This window comes from Bradyrhizobium sp. Arg237L, assembly GCF_029990105.1.
Taxonomy (GTDB): Bacteria; Pseudomonadota; Alphaproteobacteria; order Rhizobiales; family Xanthobacteraceae; genus Bradyrhizobium.
In genome coordinates this window covers 24,621-42,848 of record NZ_JAQMIL010000048.1, presented here as the reverse complement: position 1 = coordinate 42,848, position 18,228 = coordinate 24,621, and the positions used below count along the sequence as shown (strand labels likewise).

At 63.9% G+C, this 18,228-nt stretch carries 17 protein-coding genes; 3 read left to right on the top strand and 14 right to left on the bottom strand.

The genetic code is table 11. The features are described from left to right. Positions 1–5: 5 nt before the first annotated feature. The 6 genes from OZ411_RS26580 to OZ411_RS26555 all read right to left on the bottom strand — a co-directional run bounded on the left by OZ411_RS26580 (position 6) and on the right by OZ411_RS26555 (position 7,237). Positions 6–335 (bottom strand): rhodanese-like domain-containing protein, encoded by a 330-nt coding sequence (locus OZ411_RS26580; RefSeq protein ID WP_282530332.1) that lies wholly within the window; start codon positions 333–335, stop codon positions 6–8. A 112-nt stretch (positions 336–447) separates the two neighbouring features. Further along, complete coding sequence (locus OZ411_RS26575) at positions 448–2,373, bottom strand: potassium transporter Kup (RefSeq protein WP_282530331.1); 1,926 nt, start codon at positions 2,371–2,373, stop codon at positions 448–450. Between the two features lie 148 nt (positions 2,374–2,521). Continuing rightward, the gene (locus tag OZ411_RS26570; RefSeq protein WP_282530330.1) at positions 2,522–4,420 is read right to left on the bottom strand and encodes a potassium transporter Kup; all 1,899 of its coding nucleotides are present in this window, start codon (positions 4,418–4,420) and stop codon (positions 2,522–2,524) included. Between the two features lie 140 nt (positions 4,421–4,560). Next, complete coding sequence (locus OZ411_RS26565; protein ID WP_130580624.1) at positions 4,561–5,391, bottom strand: flagellar motor protein MotB; 831 nt, start codon at positions 5,389–5,391, stop codon at positions 4,561–4,563. Between the two features lie 34 nt (positions 5,392–5,425). Next, positions 5,426–6,199, bottom strand: coding sequence for a MotA/TolQ/ExbB proton channel family protein (locus OZ411_RS26560; protein ID WP_130580623.1), 774 nt, complete (start codon positions 6,197–6,199; stop codon positions 5,426–5,428). Between the two features lie 207 nt (positions 6,200–6,406). Beyond that, on the bottom strand, positions 6,407–7,237 hold the full coding sequence (locus OZ411_RS26555) for an SDR family NAD(P)-dependent oxidoreductase (protein WP_165421256.1): 831 nt from the start codon (positions 7,235–7,237) through the stop codon (positions 6,407–6,409). A 192-nt stretch (positions 7,238–7,429) separates the two neighbouring features. Here OZ411_RS26555 and OZ411_RS26550 point away from each other — a divergent pair, with 192 nt between their 5' ends. Continuing rightward, positions 7,430–7,783: a hypothetical protein gene (locus tag OZ411_RS26550; RefSeq protein ID WP_245476419.1), complete on the top strand. Its 354-nt coding sequence runs from the start codon at positions 7,430–7,432 to the stop codon at positions 7,781–7,783. 200 nt (positions 7,784–7,983) lie between these two features. Continuing rightward, positions 7,984–8,610 carry a TerC family protein gene (locus OZ411_RS26545; RefSeq protein WP_282530329.1) on the top strand — a complete coding sequence of 209 codons (627 nt, stop codon included), beginning with the start codon at positions 7,984–7,986 and terminating at the stop codon, positions 8,608–8,610. A gap of 27 nt (positions 8,611–8,637) precedes the next feature. Here the strand turns inward: OZ411_RS26545 and OZ411_RS26540 are convergent, their stop codons facing one another. From OZ411_RS26540 to OZ411_RS26525, 4 genes are all read right to left on the bottom strand, one after another. Beyond that, positions 8,638–9,357 carry an RraA family protein gene (locus OZ411_RS26540; RefSeq protein ID WP_282530328.1) on the bottom strand — a complete coding sequence of 240 codons (720 nt, stop codon included), beginning with the start codon at positions 9,355–9,357 and terminating at the stop codon, positions 8,638–8,640. A gap of 184 nt (positions 9,358–9,541) precedes the next feature. Further along, positions 9,542–10,420 (bottom strand): CDP-diacylglycerol--serine O-phosphatidyltransferase, encoded by an 879-nt coding sequence (gene pssA, locus OZ411_RS26535; protein WP_282530327.1) that lies wholly within the window; start codon positions 10,418–10,420, stop codon positions 9,542–9,544. A gap of 80 nt (positions 10,421–10,500) precedes the next feature. After that, positions 10,501–11,199 carry a phosphatidylserine decarboxylase gene (locus OZ411_RS26530; protein WP_130581882.1) on the bottom strand — a complete coding sequence of 233 codons (699 nt, stop codon included), beginning with the start codon at positions 11,197–11,199 and terminating at the stop codon, positions 10,501–10,503. Positions 11,200–11,349: 150 nt separating this feature from the next. Then, positions 11,350–13,323 (bottom strand): ABC transporter ATP-binding protein/permease, encoded by a 1,974-nt coding sequence (locus OZ411_RS26525; RefSeq protein ID WP_282530326.1) that lies wholly within the window; start codon positions 13,321–13,323, stop codon positions 11,350–11,352. A gap of 230 nt (positions 13,324–13,553) precedes the next feature. Here OZ411_RS26525 and OZ411_RS26520 point away from each other — a divergent pair, with 230 nt between their 5' ends. Continuing rightward, a complete protein-coding gene (locus OZ411_RS26520; RefSeq protein WP_165421379.1) occupies positions 13,554–14,159 on the top strand; it encodes a TIGR00730 family Rossman fold protein in 606 nt (201 codons plus the stop codon). 4 nt (positions 14,160–14,163) lie between these two features. Here the strand turns inward: OZ411_RS26520 and OZ411_RS26515 are convergent, their stop codons facing one another. From OZ411_RS26515 to cysS, 4 genes are all read right to left on the bottom strand, one after another. Beyond that, complete coding sequence (locus OZ411_RS26515; RefSeq protein ID WP_282530325.1) at positions 14,164–14,541, bottom strand: VOC family protein; 378 nt, start codon at positions 14,539–14,541, stop codon at positions 14,164–14,166. A 137-nt stretch (positions 14,542–14,678) separates the two neighbouring features. After that, positions 14,679–16,277: a citramalate synthase gene (gene cimA, locus OZ411_RS26510; RefSeq protein WP_282530324.1), complete on the bottom strand. Its 1,599-nt coding sequence runs from the start codon at positions 16,275–16,277 to the stop codon at positions 14,679–14,681. Continuing rightward, entirely contained in the window at positions 16,274–16,786 is a 513-nt protein-coding gene (locus tag OZ411_RS26505) for a GNAT family N-acetyltransferase (RefSeq protein WP_282530323.1), read from the bottom strand. Before OZ411_RS26505 ends, cimA begins: the two co-directional genes overlap by 4 nt. After that, positions 16,786–18,198 (bottom strand): cysteine--tRNA ligase, encoded by a 1,413-nt coding sequence (gene cysS / locus OZ411_RS26500; RefSeq protein WP_282530322.1) that lies wholly within the window; start codon positions 18,196–18,198, stop codon positions 16,786–16,788. Before cysS ends, OZ411_RS26505 begins: the two co-directional genes overlap by 1 nt. Between the last annotated feature and the right edge of the window lie 30 nt (positions 18,199–18,228).

Genomic DNA, 18,228 nt, shown 5'->3' with positions numbered 1-18,228 from the left:
AAAGGTCAGCCGCCCGTCTTGGTCGGCAATCCCGCCGCCTTCCAGGCCAACATGCCCCCTGCCAGATGCTGGTCGTACGGCAACCCCGCCGACTGCGCCGCAAGCGATGCCGTCACCGAACGCTTGCCCGAGCGGCAGGCGAACACGACCTCTTTGCCCTGCGGATCGGGAATCTCGTCCGGATCGAACGTCGACAGCGGCACCACGACGCTATCAGGATAGGCCTCGGAAGCGACCTCGTTGGGCTCGCGGACGTCGACCAGGAGATAGCGTCCATCCGCTATTCCCTTCGACACCTCCTGGGGCGTTAGATCATGCACCTTGTGGTCGGCCACGCGCGTTCTCCAGACAATTCATGGGCTCAGCCAGCCCCCTGTTTCGGGGGCAAAGTCGCCTCTTGCGCAGGGAAAATCAAGCACCGCGAACGGCTTAGGGCCGGCAAAAAGGCTAGATCGTCACCTGCGTTCCCACCTCGACGACGCGGCCGGTCGGAATCTGGAAATAATCAGTGGCGTCGTTGGAGGCGCGGCTGAGCGCGATGAACAGATGGTCCTGCCAGCGCGGCATGCCGGAATGCGCGGCGGGCTTGAGCGAGCGCCGCGACAGGAAGAACGAGGTCGACATGATGTCGAACTGCCAGCCGAGCTTGCGGGCGATCGCCAGCGTTTTCGGCACGTTCGGCGATTCCATGAAGCCGAAGCGCAGCGTCACCTTGGAGAAGGTCGGGCTGATCTGCTCCATTCGCACTCGCTCGGACGGGTCGATCCGCGGCGTCGGCGCGGTCTCGATGGTGAGAATGACGTTCTTCTCATGCAGCACTTTGTAGTGTTTTAGACTATGCATCAGCGCGGTCGGCGCACTGGCGGGATCGCTGGTCAGAAACACCGCCGTGCCGGAGACGCGCTGCGGCGGCCGCTTCTCCAGCATCGCGATGAGGTCGGCGAGCGGGAATTCCAGCTTGCGCGACTTCTCGAACAGCAGCCGGCTGCCGCGCCGCCATGTGTACATCAGCAGCATCACGGCGCCGCCGAGCGCCAGCGGCACCCAACCGCCCTCCAGCACCTTCAGCAGGTTTGCCGTCAGGAAGGTGAGATCGAGAAACAGGAAGGGCGCGATCAATGCGGCGGCGGCGAGCGGCGACCATCGCCAGACCTTCCACACCACGACAAAGCCCATCATGCCCGTGACCACCATGGTGCCGGTCACCGAGATGCCATAGGCCGAGGCCAGCGCGCTGGAGGAGCGGAACATCACGACCAGCAACAACACCGCGATGAGCAGCATCCGGTTGATGCGGGGAATAAAGATCTGCCCCGAATGGGCCTCCGAGGTGTGGCGAATCTCGAAGCGCGGCAATAGGCCGAGTTGGATCGCCTGGCGCGTCAGCGAATAGGCGCCGGTGATGACGGCCTGGCTTGCAATGACGGTCGCGATGGTGGCGAGCACAACCATCGGGATCAGCGCCCAATCCGGGAACATCAGGAAGAACGGATTCTCGATCGCCTTGGGGTCGACGATGACGAGCGCCGCCTGCCCCATATAATTCAGCACCAGCGCCGGCAGCACGATGAACAGCCAAGCGACCTGGATCGGCCGTTTGCCGAAGTGCCCGAGATCGGCATAGAGCGCTTCCGCGCCGGTGACGGCGAGAAACACCGCGCCGAGGGTGACGAACCCGATCACACCGTGATGGAGCATGAAGGAGACCGCGTAGAGCGGATTGAAGGCCAAAAGGACCTCAGGATGTCTGATGATCTGCGGCACGGCTGCGATCGCCAGCACAGCAAACCAGACACACATGATGGGTCCGAAAAACGCAGCAACCCGGGCGGTGCCGTGGGACTGCACGGCAAACAGCGCCACCAGGATCAACGCCGTGAGCGGCACGACATAATGTTCGAAGGTCGCGGTGACGAGCTTGATGCCCTCGATCGCCGACAGCACCGACAGCGCCGGCGTGATCACCGCGTCGCCGTAGAACAAGGCCCCGCTGATGATGCCGAGCATCACGACCGCGCCGGCGCCCTTGGTAACGGCGCGTTCGGCCAGCGCCATCAGCGCCAGCGTTCCGCCCTCGCCGTGGTTATCGGCGCGCAGCAGAATCACCACATATTTAAGCGTGACGACGACGATCAGCGCCCACAGGATCAGGGAGAGCACGCCGAGCACGGCCTGCGTCGTGGCGACGCCACTATGCTCGCTTGCCGCCACAACGGCTTCGCGAAGAGCGTAGAGCGGGCTGGTACCGATGTCTCCGTAGACGACGCCGATGCTGCCGAGCGTCAGCGCTCCGAACCCCGCCGTGGAATGCGCCTCTCCATGTCCACTGGCCGCGGGCGTTTCCGCCGCGGTGACCGCACTCTCGGACGACATGGGAGGGAGCCTCTATTGTTCACTGCACAATGAAACAGCGCGGCAGGGCTATATCCTCGCTCGAATGCATAGGTTAGGCGAGAAATGGGCTGCCGCCATGCATTTTACACATAGGTCAATCGTTTAACCAGCCACAATCGTGCGCCGGTCAGATAGTTACCTGGGTGCCGACCTCAACCACGCGCCCCGTCGGAATCTGAAAATAGTCGGTGGCATCGTTGGCGGAGCGGCTCATGGCGATGAACAGGTGATCCTGCCATAGCGGCATGCCCGACTGCGCCGCGGGTTTGAGAGACCGCCGCGACACGAAGAATGACGTCGCCATGATATCGAACTGCCAGCCGAGCTTGCGGGCGATCACCAGCGCCTTCGGGACGTTCGGCGATTCCATGAAGCCGAACCTGAGGCGCACCTTGGAGAACTTGTCGCTGACGCGTTCCATGTAGACGCGCTCGGAGACATCGACGCGCGGCGTCTGCGCCGTCTCGATGGTCAGGATGACATTGTGCTCGTGCAGGACCTTGTTGTGCTTGAGATTGTGCAGCAGCGCGGTCGGTACGAAGCCGGGATCGCTGGTGAGGAACACCGCGGTGCCCTTGACGATATACGGCGGCCGCTTCTCCAGGCTCTTGATCAGGTCGTCAAGCGGCACCTCGATGCGCCGGGTCTTGGCGATCAGGATGGCCGTCCCGCGCCGCCAGGTCCAGATCATGGCCGCCATGGCTGCGCCGAACAAAAGCGGCACCCAGGCGCCCTCGAACAGTTTGAGGAGATTGGCGCTCAGGAACGTCATGTCGACTACCACGAACGGCACGATCACCGCGGCCGCGGTCGCTGCGCGCCAGTTCCACAATTTCCAGATCACCACAAAGCCCATGATGCCGTCGGCGACCATGGTGGTGGAAACGGCAATGCCGTAGGCCGATGCCAGTCCGCTCGAGGTGTGGAACATCAGCACCAGCAAGAGGACGCCGACCAGCAGCAGCCGGTTGACGCGCGGCAGATAGATTTGCCCGGCATGGGACTCCGAGGTGTAGCGGACCTCGAAGCGCGGCAGCAGGCCGAGCTGCACCGCCTGGCGGACCAGCGAATAGGCGCCGGTGATGACGGCCTGGCTCGCGATCACAGTGGCGGCGGTCGCGAGCACCACCAGTGGCAGCAGCAGGAAGTCGGGAACCATCCGATAAAACGAATTCTCGATCGCGGATGGATCGGAGAGCACCAGCGCCCCCTGCCCGAAATAATTGAGCAGAAGCGACGGCAGCACGAAGAACAGCCAGCCGGACTGGATCGGCTTGCGGCCGAAATGGCCGAGATCGGCATAGAGCGCCTCGCCGCCGGTGACGGCCAGGAACACTGCGCCCAGCGTCACCAGCCCGATGGTGCCATGGGTGAGCAGGAACTGGAGCGCGTAATAGGGATTGATCGCCGCCAGCACCGACGGGTCATCCTTGATGTGGACCAGCCCCATCACGGCAAGCGTAGCGAACCAGACCACCATCACAGGCCCGAAGGCGGAAGCAACCCGCCCGGTGCCGATGCGCTGGACCGAGAACAGGACGACCAGGATGACGATCGTGACGGGCACCACGTAATGTTGAAGTGCGGGCGTCGCGAGCTTGAGGCCTTCGACCGCCGACAGCACGGAGATCGCCGGCGTGATCATGGAATCGCCGATGAACATCGAGGCGCCGACCACGCCGAGCGCCAGCAACAGCCAGCTTCTCCGCCCCAGCGCCCGCTGCCCCAGGGCCATCAGCGAGAGCGTGCCGCCCTCGCCGTTGTTGTCGGCGCGCAGGAGCAGCAGCACGTATTTCGAGGTGACGACAATGAAGAGCGCCCACAGGATCAGCGACAGCACGCCGAGGACGATGATTCGGGATACCGGCTGCCCATGCGTCGCGCCGGCGACTGCCTCGCGGAACGCATAGAGCGGCGAGGTACCGATATCGCCGAACACCACGCCGATACTGCCCAGCGTCAAGGCCCAGAAGTTGGACGTAACCGGCCCCTCTTGGACCTCGCTGGATGAGACGCTGACAGCCATGGCGGGGGGAACGCCCAATCTGCTAGTTTGATCCGGCGCGGCTATCCACGCTTCCGCGTTCCCTGTCAACGGTTGCGGCGGCCGCGACAAGCGCGTAACGGTCCCCGGCTGGACAGGCGGCAGATAGTAAATTCGGCAGATTACGGCTTCAAGCCGGGCGGCAGCGGCGGGTCCTCACGCATCAAGGTGATGGTGACGCGACGGTTTGCCGCGAGCGAAGGATCGTCCGGAAACAACGGCTGGCTGTCCGCCTTGCCCGAGACGGCGAAGATGTGCGAGGGGGGCAGCCCCTCGCGCTCGAGGATCTGGCGCACCGCATTGGCACGGTCCGCCGACAGGTCGAACGCACCGTATTCGCTGCGCGCCGGCACGAAACCGGCGGCGGTGTGGCCGACGATGGATACGCGCAGCGGCGTTGCCTTGAGCGGCCCGGCAAGCTTCTGGATCAGCCGCCGCGTGCGGTCGTAAGGTACCTTGGAGCCGTCGGCGAACATCGAGCGGCCGTCCTGGTCGATGATCTCGAGGTTGAGGCCCTCCTTGGTTTCCTCGAACATGATGTGCTTGGACATTTCGGTCAATTCCGGCATGTCCTGCAGCGCCTGCCGGAGCGAAGCGGACGCGAGCGCGAAGGCGCGGTCGGTGTGCAGCTTGGCGCCGTTCTCCTGATTGCGCTCCTTCTCGTCGGGCGTCGGCCTGTCCGAGGTCTCCTCCGGCGAGATATGCTCGACGTTCTTCAACTTCGGCCGCGTCGGCAGGCCGTCGGATTCGATGATGCCGGAATAGCGCACATTGGTCTGCGAGCCGAAGGCGTCGCGCATCGAACCTGCGACGATCTTCAGCTTGTTGTTGTCCATGCTGGAGAAGGCGACGAGCATCACGAAGAAGCTCATCATCAGCCCCATCAAGTCGGCGAAGGTCACGAACCAGCCGTGCCCTCCGGTATGTGCATCGCCGCGCTTTTTCTTGGCCATCGCGTGAAGCTCCGGATCGCTGCCAGGCCGAAGGTCAGGCCGGCACCGGCTCGCCCTCCCCTTCGCGGTGCTTTTCCGGCAGATAGGCGAGCAGCATTTCGCGAACCAGCGCCGGGCTCTTCGAATCGCGAATCATCAGGATGCCGTCGATGATCAGGGTGCGGTTGGTCTCCTCGTCCAGCAGCTTGCCGTGCAGCTTGTCGGCGATCGGCAGGCAGAACAGGTTCGCAACCAGCGCGCCGTAGAGCGTGGCCAGCAGCGCTGTCGCCATGAACGGACCGAGCTTTGAGGGATCAGTCATGTTGGCGAACATCTGCACCATGCCGATCAAGGTGCCGATCATGCCGAAGGCCGGCGCGCAGTCGCCGATCGCGCGGTAGATCTTGCTGCCCTCGTCGAGATGCATCAGGAAATTGTCGCGGTCGCGCTCGAGATTGTCGCGGATGAATTCGAGGTCGTAGCCGTCGGCGACGTAGCGGATTCCCTTAGCCAGGAAGGGCTCGTTGGTCTCGACCTTTTCAAGGCCGACCGGCCCCTGCTTGCGGGCGATCTCGGCGATCCGGGCCAGTTCGTCGACCAGATCGCGCGCCGACAGCCGGCTCACGGTGAAGGCGAATTTGGCGCCCAGCGGCAGGCCATGCAGGATCGCGCCCAATGGAAAGCGGATCATCGTGGCCGCGACCGATCCGCCGAAAATGATGATCATCGCATGTTCGGAAATGAACATGTGCAGGTCGCCGCCCATGAGCATCATCACTGAAATGACGATAATGCCCGCCAAGAGCCCGGCGCCCGTCATAATATCCATGGGAAACTCCAACGCGTACGCAATACACCGCCTGTCCTGGACGGTGCACGACCCACTCCCGGACCGCGCCGGAAAACCCTACGTGGGCGCCATTAAAGACCCGTAAAGGTTAAGCCGAAGAGGAACCCGTAAAATCCCGAGTTGGACGCGTGGAGTTAGGCGCGGCGCCGGTCTCAATGTTTCGCTAACCATAATCGCCGGCGCAGCTCAGTGACCGGCATCGAGCCCCGTGAGTTCGAGACTGAGCGCGCGCAGCCGTCTCCGCGCCGATGCGTCATAGGCTTGCGGATTGGCCCTGGCCTCGTTCATGCCGTTGAAGAACAGCCCGCTCTCGTCGGCGACATCGTCGCCCGACACCAGATGCAGGATCGCTTCGCCGCCCTGCTCAACAGTGGAGATTGGCGTAACGCCGCCGGCGCGCACCATCGTGGTGTTCATGTAGGTCGCCGGGTGCAGCGAGTTCGCGGTGACGCCCGAGCCTTTCAGCTCTTGCGCGAGATCGATCGTGAACATGATCTGCGCAAGCTTGCTCTGGGCGTAAGCTCGCGAGCCGCTGTAGTTCTTCGTGATCATGACGTCGTCGAAGTCAATCGGATGCTGGCCGAGCGAGGCGACATTGACGATCCGCGACGGCGCGCTCGCTTTCAACAGCGGCAGCAAGAGACGCGCGAGCAGGAAACCCGCGAGGTAGTTCACGGCAAAGCGCAGCTCGTAGCCGTCCCTGCTGGTCTGCCGCGCCGGCCCCTCGCTCTGCGTACCGATCCCGGCATTGCTGACGAAGACGTCGAGCCGCGTGTGGTTTCCGAGCACGGCCTCCGCAAGTTTTCGCGTCTCGGCAAGCGAGGACAGGTCGGCCTGGAAAAAAATAGGCTCGTGGCCCCCTGCCCGCCTGATCTCTTCGATCAGCGATGCCCCGCGCGCTTTGTCGCGTCCATGGACCAGCACGCTGGCGCCGCCGATGGCGAGCCTCTTCGCAACATAGCGGCCGACGCCGTCGGTTGAGCCGGTGATGAACACGGTCTTGTCGCGCATTTCCATCGCGCACCTCCCGTCCCTGCCTCGTGGGTTCCACATCGCGGTCGAGCGACAACTACACCCGTCTGCGGCGCTGCGCCACGGGTCAGAAACCTCCCGCACGCAAGAGTGTTTTGCTATTGGTTGCCGCCGATAGCTGGGCGTCAGCAGATGCCGCGCGGCTGCTATTGGGCGTTCGTTCATTCAGGGGAACAGATGTTGGCCTCCAGTTCAAACTGGATCATGCGAAATACTCCGGCGCTGGAGCCTTTCGGGCTGTTCGCGCTGTTCGGCGTCCTGACCGTGTTCCCTGCCATCCTGATGATCCGCGTGCTCGAACCTGAGCTCGTGCTGCCCGCATTTAGCATCCTGCTGTTCGCGGAGGCGGCAGTGGCCGCCATCTTGGCGCGCCTGATCAAGGCTCAGGAAAACTCAGGGAAAGTCACGTGGTGGGACTTTGCCGGTGCATTCACCTTCATGGGGTGTGCAGCGGCAATCTTTGGCGAACCGGACCAGGCGGCGCTGTTCTTCGAGGAAGAAGCCGTCGCGCGTGCGAATTCGCGACAGTAACCATACTAGAGCGTACCAGGCCGGGCCCCTCTGGCAGCCGACAGGCTGCGATGTCGGACTGGAGTTAAGTTGGAGTGGCCCTGCTTTGATCTGCGGCATTGATCGCGGGACATATCGGTGAATCCCTCACCGATATGCATCGCCATCAAGCCGGCATCTAATCCGGGGTCACTCTCCAGACCAGAAGGGGAGCATGACCCGTGTCCGAATTTCTTGGCTTTGAATTCCTGTCCGCGCTGCTGCAGGTCGTTCTGATCGACCTGGTCCTCGCCGGCGACAATGCCGTCGTGATCGGCCTCGCCGCAGCAGGGCTGCCCGAGAAGCAACGCAGCAAGGCGATCCTGATCGGCATTCTGGCGGCGACCGTGCTGCGCATCCTGTTTGCCGTCGTGGCGACGCAGATCATGCAGATCGTCGGCCTCCTGCTGGCCGGCGGAATCCTGCTGTTGTGGGTGTGCTGGAAAATGTGGCGCGAGCTGCGCGCTGCCGCGAAGGAAGAAGCCGACGCAGAGCTCGGTGGCGCGTCTGCAGACGGGGCACCCCGGAAGACGCTCTTCCAGGCCACGACGCAGATCATCGTTGCCGACGTCTCGATGTCGCTCGACAACGTCCTGGCTGTCGCGGGAGCCGCGCGCGAGCACCCGAGCGTGCTGATCTTCGGCCTGATCCTCTCCATCGCATTGATGGGCGCAGCCGCGACCTTCATCGCGCGGCTGCTGCAGAAGCATCGCTGGATCGCCTATGTCGGCCTGGCCGTCATCCTCTATGTCGCCATCGACATGGTCATTCGCGGCGCCCACGACGTCGCCAAAGTCGCGCCGATATGACGAAGCCCTGGCCGATCTGACGAAGCCCTAGTGGATCTCGGCCGAGCGCTTCAGCGCTTCCTTCAGCTTCTCGAGCGAGAAGTCCGGGCTGCGCGCGATCTCGAGGATCGGGGTCTCGCGACGCGCGCAGAGTTCGGCCGCATCCGGCAGCTTGGCGGCGACATCGATCGGGATCACGATCGCGCCGTGGCTGTCGGCATGGATAAGATCGTCGGAGCGCACGGTCATGCCGGCAACCCGCACCTCGCCGCCGAAGCTCTCGGCATGCACCCAGGCATGCGACGGGCCGATCGATCCTGCGAGCGCCTGGAAGCCCGGCGCCCATTGCGGGATGTCGCGGATCGAGCCGTCGGTGATCACGCCGAGACAGCCGAGCGCCTTATGCACGTTGCTCTGCACCTCGCCCCAGAACGCGCCATAGCCGACATCGGCGCCATCGATATCCTGGATCACGGCGATGCGCGGACCAAAGCCGGTGCCGACATATTCGTAATATTCGATGCGGCGCTTGGCCTGCTCGGCTGCCGGCAGACCGGATTGAAGGACGGAACGGATCGTGACCGTGCGGGCATAGCCGACGATCGGCGGCAGGTCCGGAAACGGGCAGACCAGCGGCTTCGTGGTGTAGCCGATCAACCGCCGTTCCGGGGCGACGATCTCCATCGCGTTGCAGATCGTCGGCGTGTCATAGCGCGCCAAGGCTTCGAGCACGGACGCGGACAGCGGGGCGGCGACGGCTTTATTCACGGCGTTTCTCCTGGCAAATTGACGCTTCTTAGCGAGACGATCTTGGCCCATGCCTATAGCCGAGATCGGCCGTGAACCCAACCAAGCTTCCGCTCATGGCTGATATTTGGGGGAAGCCAACTCTCGCCCCTCACGGTGAGGAGGCGCGTCTTCGCGCCGTCTCGAACCATGAGGGTCTAGCGCTTCAATTAAGACGCGCCGGACGGTCGTCGTGGTCGGCGTCAGTGACGCCCGGATAGCTCGGCGACGGAGTTGGCGACGTCGAGGCCCCGGCTGGCACAGCCGCCTGCGCCTCCGCGGCGCGCGCGTGGTCGCGATACGTCTTCCAGCCCCATGGCAGGCTGATCAGGTACAGCACCGAGCCCGCGGAGAGGATGTGCCAGGGATAGCTGACCAACAGCGCGATGAAGAACACCACCGAGACGAACACCGGCAACAGCATTTCCGGCGGCACCCGCATGCGCATCGTCTTGCCGGAAAACACCGGCAGGCGCGACACCATCAGGAACGCGATCAGGAGCGTGTAGAAGGCCGTCAGCATCGTCGGCGGCGTAGTGATGCCCAGGAAGCCCAGATAGACCGGCAGCAACACCGTGATGGCGCCAGCCGGCGCCGGCACGCCGGTGAAATAGTTTGCCGCGAACGCCGGCTTGTTTGGATCGTCGATCGAGGCGTTGAAGCGGGCGAGCCGCAGCCCGCCGCTGATCGCGAACACCATGGCCGCGATCCAGCCGCCATTGCCCAATTCGTGCAGTTGCCAGAAATAGAGAATCAGGCCCGGCGCCACACCGAAATTGACGAAATCCGCGAGGCTGTCGAGCTCGGCGCCGAATTTCGACTGGCCCTTGATCAGGCGCGCAATACGCCCGTCGATGCCATCGAGCGCTGCGGCAAACACGATCGCGGCGACCGCAAGCTCCATCCGCCCTTCGGTCGACAGGCGGATCGCGGTCAGGCCGGCGCAGATCGCAAGCAGCGTGATGACATTGGGCACCAGCAACCGGACCGGAATCTGGCGAAACCGCCGGCGGCGCAGTTCAGGATGTTTGGAATCGATCTGCATCATGGCTCGCGACTATATAGCAAGCGCCGGCCCCCTCCGCCATTCCAGCGGCAAGGCGCCGCAATTGGCGGTGCCGATGGTTAATCGGCCCGGTACGTCCACCCCGGCTCGGGGGTGCGGAAATCGGCCAGGACGGTCTCGCCGGCGATCGCCGTCTGGCCCTCGGAAACCAGCGGCTTGGTGCCTTCGGGCAGGTAGACATCGAGCCGCGAGCCGAACCGGATCAGGCCGAACCGTTCGCCGGCGCCGATCGACTGGCCTTCGCGCACGAAGGAGACGATCCGCCGCGCCACCAAGCCCGCAATCTGGACCACGCCGATGCGGCCGTTGGGCGTCGAGATCACGACCGAGTTGCGCTCATTGTCCTCGCTGGCCTTGTCGAGCTCCGCATTGATAAAGGCGCCCGGCCGGTAGGCGATGCGGTCGATCCGCCCCGCGACCGGGCTGCGGTTCACGTGGCAGTTGAACACGCTCATGAAGATCGAGACCCGGGTCAGCGCCTTATCGCCCAGTCCGAGTTCGGCCGGCGGCAGGGCTTGGGTGATCATCGAGACGCGCCCGTCGGCGGGCGCCACCACGAGCCCGTCCCGCACCGGCGTCACCCGCACCGGATCGCGGAAGAACAGCGCGCACCAGATCGTCAGCACGGTCCCGATCCAGCCCAGCGGCGTCCAGATCCAGAACAGGATCAGGCTCGCCAGCGCGAAGCCGCCGATGAACGGATAGCCCTCGGGATGGATGGGCGGAATCTGCGCGCGTATGGAATTGGCGATCGACATCGAATCTCACTCGGTTTCCCAGTCCTAGAGCATGATCCGGAAAAGAGGAAACCGGTTTTCCGAAAAGATCATGCTCAAACAATCAAACAAAGAGATGAGAGCATGATCCGATTCCGTCTCATCGGATCATGCTGCAGACGGAGATGGAGCCTATTCCGCAGCCGTCGGCAAGGTTTTCTCGACCGGATCAGGCTCGGGTTCGTCGACCGGCGGCGGCTCGCGGTTCGGCGCCTCGCTGCCGTCGTCGACCATCGCCAGCTTCTCCCGCGCCTCCTCGGCCTCGCGCTGCCGGTTCCACATACTGGCATAAAGCCCGCCTTGCGCCAAAAGCCGGGGATGGGTTCCGCGCTCGGCGATGCGGCCCTGGTCCAGGACGATGATCTCGTCGGCACCGACGATGGTCGAAAGCCGGTGCGCGATCACCAGCGAGGTGCGGTTGCGCGAGACGCGCTCGAGCGCGGCCTGGATCTCGTGCTCGGTGTGGCTGTCGAGCGCCGATGTCGCCTCGTCCAGCACCAGGATTGGCGGCGCCTTCAGCACCGTACGCGCAATCGCCACCCGCTGCTTCTCGCCGCCCGACAGCTTCAGGCCGCGCTCGCCGACCTGGGTCTCGTACCCCTTCGGCGACATCCGGATGAAAGCGTCGATCTGCGCGAGCTTCGCCGCCTCTTCCACCTCGGCATCATCAGCATCCCAACGGCCGTAGCGGATGTTGTAGCGTATGGTGTCGTTGAACAGCACGGTGTCCTGCGGCACCATGCCGATCGAGGCGCGCAGCGAGGCTTGCGTGACGTTGCGGATGTCCTGGCCGTCGATCAGGATCCTGCCGCCGGAGACGTCGTAGAGGCGGAACAACAGCCGCGAGATCGTAGACTTGCCGGCGCCGGAGGGGCCGACGATCGCGACCGTCTTGCCGGCCGGCACCTCGAAGGAGAGGCTTTTCAGGATCGGCCGGTCCGGCTCATAGGCGAAGCGCACATCCTCGAACCGCACGCTGCCGGCCGTCACCGCCAGCGGTTTGGCATCGGGCGCATCCTTGATCTCCGCCTTGCGCGCCAGCACGCCGAACATCTTCTCGATGTCGATGATCGCCTGCTTGATCTCGCGATAGACCATGCCCATGAAGTTGAGCGGCTGGTAGAGCTGGATCATCATGGCGTTGACCAGCACGAAATCGCCCACCGTGTTGCTGCCATTGCGGATGCCGATCGCGCACAGCAGCATGATCGCCGTCAGGCCGGCGGTGAAGATGATCGCCTGCCCGGTGTTGAGGATCGCGAGCGACGTATAGGTCTTGGTGCTGGCGTGCTCGTAGCGCGCCATCGAGCGGTCGTAGCGCTCGGCCTCGCGCGCCTCGGCGCCGAAATATTTCACGGTCTCGTAGTTGAGCAGCGAGTCGATCGCCTTGGTGTTCGCTTCCGTGTCGGAGTCGTTCATCTTGCGGCGGATCTCGATCCGCCACTCGGTCGCGACATAGGTGTAGTACATGAACGCCGCGACGGTGATCACGACGACGCCGACATAGCGCCAGTCGAACTGCCAAAGCAGCACGGCCGTCAGCAGCGCAACCTCGACCACCGTCGGGATCAATTGCAGGATCACCATCCGCACGATGGTCTCGATGCCGGTGCGGCCGCGTTCGAGGATGCGCGTCAGTCCGCCGGTCTTGCGTTCCAGGTGAAAGCGCAGCGACAATTCGTGCATGTGCACGAAAGTGAGATAGGCGAGCCGCCGCACCGCATGCATGGCGACGCGGGCAAAGATGCCGTCGCGCCATTGCGTCAGCACCGCCATCAGGACACGCACCGCGCCATAGCTCGCCGTCATCAGGAGCGGCGAAGCGATCAGCCACATCGTCCAGTTCGACGATTGCACCGGTGCGCTGGGCGTGCCGTTCAGCGCGTCGATCGCCCATTTGAAGGTGAAGGGCACTGACAGCGTCGCGAGCTTGGCGAGGAGCAGAAGCACCATCGACCACGCTACGCGCATCTTCAGATCAGCGCGGTCGCCTGGCCAGATGTAGGGCCACAGATGCGCAAGCGTGCCGATCAGGGTAGCCTTCTCGGCGCTGCTTGCATCGGCAGATGACATATCGTTCAGGCGCAGTTGGGGTTGGGACGACATTAACCCATCGCCGCCGTCAGGACGGCGCGCCGGTTCGCTGTCACGTGATTTGCATGGATCCGCATTGTGCCCGTCATATAGGCGATTTTGATCTCGCGGAAACCCTCATGGAGTGGATCTTTCACGATTTTCAGCGATTTACGCCACTTTTACGCCACGCCACGTGAAATGCCGGGCTTGACGTTTTTTTCGTTGCAGTGCCACATGAGCGGATGAACCAAATCAGACCAATGAACCAGATCAAGACCGTCTGCGTCTATTGCGGCTCCGGCCCCGGCACCAGCCCCAGCTTTGTCGAAGCAGCCAACACGCTCGGAAGGATCTTTGCCGAGAGTGACATCCGCCTCGTCTATGGTGGCGGCTCAATCGGACTGATGGGCGCGGTCGCGACCTCGACGCTCGACCATGGCGGCAAGGTCACCGGCATCATCCCGGATTTTCTCCGCGCCCGCGAGAACGCGCTCACGCGCGTCCAGGAGATGATCGTCACGCCCGACATGCACGAGCGCAAGCGGCTGATGTTCGAACGGTCGGATGCCTTCGTGGCACTGCCCGGCGGCATCGGCACGCTTGAGGAACTGGTGGAGCAGCTCACCTGGCAGCAGCTTGGCCGGCATACGAAGCCGGTGCTGCTCGCCAATATCGACGGTTTTTGGGAGCCGCTGCTCGCGTTGCTCGATCATATGCGCTCGACGGCCTTCATCCGCGCGACGCTGCCGCTCGAGGTGCTGACGGCCGACCGCGTCGAGGATATCGTGCCTCGCCTGCGCGCCGCTGCCGCGCGCTCGCCCGAGGCCGGCAAGGAACTCGCGCCAGACGTGGCGCGGCGACTGTAAGAGCTCACTCGCTCGGAAACGTCACCGCCTCGATGCGGTTGCCATCGGGGTCGGTGACGAAGGCCGCGTAGTACCTGACACGGTCGTGCGGGCGCAGGCCAGGCGCGCCGTCCGAGCGGCCGCCGGCACTCAGCGCCGCAGCATGGAAGGCATCGACGTCGGCAGTTGATTTTGCCCGCAGGCAGACGTGGCTGCCACTGTCGGAGGCGACCGGCTTCATGCCGGCGCGCAGGTTGATCCAGAATTCGGGATAGCTCTTGCCGAACCCGATCGTGGCCGGACGGGTGACCAGACGCGAGAGGCCAAGCGGCGCGAGCGTTGCCTCATAGAAACGCGCGGAACGTTCGAGATAGCTGACGCCGACAGAGATATGGTCGATCATGCGTGGCCCTCACCCCAGGTTCACCGTCATTGCGAGGAGCGAAGCGACGAAGCAATCCATGCGTCCGCTTGCGCGGAGAGATGGATTGCTTCGCTTCGCTCGCAATGACGGCGTTTGGCGATGCGTCGCCGCGAGCTTCACCCAGACGCGCCTGATTTCACCAGCTTGTAGAACACTGAATCCATCAGCGCCTGGAACGAGGCATCGATGATGTTCGGCGATACGCCGACTGTGGTCCAGCTCTCGCCGGTCTCATCTTCGCTCTCGATCAGGACGCGCGTCACCGCCTCGGTGCCTCCATTGAGGATACGCACGCGGTAATCGATCAGCTTCAATCCCTCGATATATTTCTGATACTTGCCGAGGTCCTTGCGCAAGGCGACGTCGAGCGCGTTGACGGGGCCGTTGCCTTCAGCGGCCGAGATCAGCCGCTCGCCGGCGACGTTGACCTTCACCACCGCGAGCGCGACCGTGACGCGCTGGCCGAGCGCATTGTCGCGCTGCTCGACGTTGACGTCGAACTGCTCGACCTTGAAATATTCCGGCACCTTCCCGAGCGTGCGCCGCGCCAGCAGCTCGAACGAGGCGTTGGCGGATTCATAGGCGAAGCCCGCGGCCTCGCGCTCCTTCAGCTCAGCGACGAGCCGCGTCAGCTTCGGATCGTTCTTCTCGTAGGGAATGCCGGCGCGGTCGAGCTCGGCGATGACGTTGGAGCGTCCGGCCTGGTCTGATACCAGCACCTTGCGGTGATTGCCGACAGATTCCGGCGGCACGTGCTCGTAGGTCTGCGGGTCCTTCAGCACGGCGGACGCATGGATGCCGGTCTTGGTGACGAAGGCGCTCTCGCCGACATAAGCTGCGTGCCGGTTCGGCGCGCGGTTGAGCATGTCGTCGAGCGTGCGCGACACCTTCATCAGCGTCGTCATCTTCTCGGCGGTGACGCCGATCTCGAAATTCTCCGAGAACTCCTTCTTCAGCCTCAGCGTCGGGATCAGCGAGCAGAGATTGGCATTGCCGCAACGTTCCCCTAACCCGTTCAGCGTGCCCTGGATCTGGCGCGCGCCGGCGCGCACCGCGGCAAGCGAGTTCGCCACGGCCTGCTCGGTGTCGTTATGGGCGTGGATGCCGACGTGACTGCCGGGGATGTGGCGCACGACATTGCCGACGACGGTTTCGATCTCGTGCGGCATGGTGCCGCCATTGGTGTCGCATAACACCACCCAGCGCGCGCCGGCCTCATAGGCGGCCTTGGCGCACGACAGCGCGAACTCGGCATTCTCCTTGTAGCCGTCGAAGAAATGCTCGCAATCGACCATCACCTCGCGCCCGGCAGCCGTCGCCGCAGCGACGCTGTCACGGATCGAAGCGAGATTCTCCTCGTTCGTGGTCTCCAGCGCGACGCGCACCTGATAGGCGCTCGACTTCGCGACGAAGCAGATCGCGTCCGCCTTCGCCTCCAGGATCGTCGCCAATCCGGGATCGTTGGACGCCGAGCGGCCCGGACGCCGCGTCATGCCGAAGGCGGTGAAGCGTGCATGGTCGAATTTCGGCTTTGCCGAGAAGAACTCGGTGTCGGTCGGGTTGGCGCCGGGATAGCCGCCCTCGACATAGTCGATGCCGAGTTCGTCCAGCATCTGCGCGATCACCTGCTTGTCCTGCAGCGTGAAATCGACGCCATTGGTCTGCGCGCCGTCGCGCAAGGTGGTGTCGAAGAGATAGAGGCGTTCGCGGCTCACGGCGTGCCTCCCGCGGCGGTACCATTCGCTAGCGCCTTCTCCATCGTCGTATTGGCGAGCCATTCGCCCTGGATGGTCACGCTGTTGCGCTGCTTGGCGACGTAGCCGCGCTTGCGGAAGAAATCGAGCGCGTTGTCGCTGGCATCGACCGAAAGCGTCTTGGTGCCGCGCGCGCCGGCGAGCTTTTCCAGCGCGTCGCACAGCATCGCGCCGACACCCTGCCCGGCCACGCTCGGATGCACATAGAGCATGTCGATGTGGTTGTTGTTCTTCAGCGAAGCAAAGCCGACCGGCGAATTCTGGATGGTTGCGATCAGCGTCAACTCCCCAGCGAGCTTCTTGCCGAAGGCCACCTCGTCATCGGCGACGGCTGCCCAAGCTTCCTGCTGCGTCTCGCCGTAGTCGTCCCCGGTCAGTTCCTGGATCGCGGCCACAAAGATCGCCGCCAATATCGGCGTATCCGCCGGCAGGAACGGTCGCAGTCCGGGTTGTGGGAGTGCCTGTGCCATCATGCCAACTCCCATGTGGTCACGGGTTTGCCGTCGGCACCCTTGCCGTCTTTCAGCACGACGCCCTTGGCCGCGAGCTCGTCGCGGATACGATCGGACTCCTTGAAATCCTTCCGCGCGCGCGCTGCTGCCCGATCCGAGATCAGCCCTTCAACCCATTTCGGGTCGATACCACTCGCCTGGTGCTTGCGGCCCTTCCATTCCGCGGCACTCTGGCCGAGGAAGCCCAGGAACCGAAGCGATGCCGCGAAGGTGCCGCGCGCCTGTTCAGCGCTTGCAGCCGCATTCCGCAACCCGTGCAGCGCCGTAATCGTCTGTGCCGTGTTGAGGTCGTCGGACAACGCCTCGACAACGGCCTCCGCCGGCCGATCGCCCGCGGCATCGGCCGCGACGGCGTACCAGTCGTCGAGCGTCTTGGCGCTCTCTTCCAGCCCCTTCAGCGTCCAGTCGATCGGCGAGCGATAATGCGTCCTGAGCATGTTGAGGCGCAGCACTTCGCCCGGCCAGTCCGCCAGCAACTCCCTGATCGTGACGAAGTTGCCGAGTGACTTCGACATCTTCTCGCCTTCGACCTGCAGGAAGCCGTTGTGCATCCAGGTGTTCGCCATGCGCGCTTCGTGGAAGGCGCAGCAGCTTTGCGCGAGTTCGTTCTCATGATGCGGGAACACGAGATCGATACCGCCGCCATGGATGTCGAACTGCTCGCCGAGATGTTTCCACGCCATCGCCGAGCATTCGATATGCCAGCCCGGGCGGCCCGGCACCGCGATGCCTGATGGCGACGGCCAGGACGGCTCGCCGGGCTTGGACGGCTTCCACAGCACGAAATCGGTGTTGTCGCGCTTGTAAGGGGCGACATCGACGCGGGCGCCCGCGATCATCTCGTCCAGCGAGCGGTTGGCGAGCACGCCGTAACGCGGCAGCACGCCATTGGCCGCGTTCATCGCCTGCGGCGAAAACAGCACATGATCTTCGGCGACATAGGCAAAACCGTCTGTGACCAGCTTCTCGATCAGCACACGCATCTCCGCGATGTGCTCGGTCGCGCGCGGCTCGACCGTGGGGCGCAAGGCGCCTAGCGCGTCGACGTCCTCTTGAAACTGGCGCTCCGTCTGCTCGGTGACCTTGCGGATCGCCTCGTTCAGCGGCAGGCCGGGATAATCCCGAGCGGCGCGGTCGTTGATCTTGTCGTCGACGTCGGTGACGTTCCGGACATATTTGACGTGGTTCTCGCCATAGACATGCCGCAGCAGGCGGAACAGCACGTCGAAGACGATCACCGGGCGCGCGTTGCCGATATGGGCGAAGTCGTAGACCGTCGGCCCGCAGACATACATGCGCACATTGTTGGGATCGAGCGGCACGAAGGGCCGCTTTTCCCGGGTCAACGTATCGTACAGACGCAATTGCATGGAATACCCGTCCCTTGTGGCCGGGGCGTC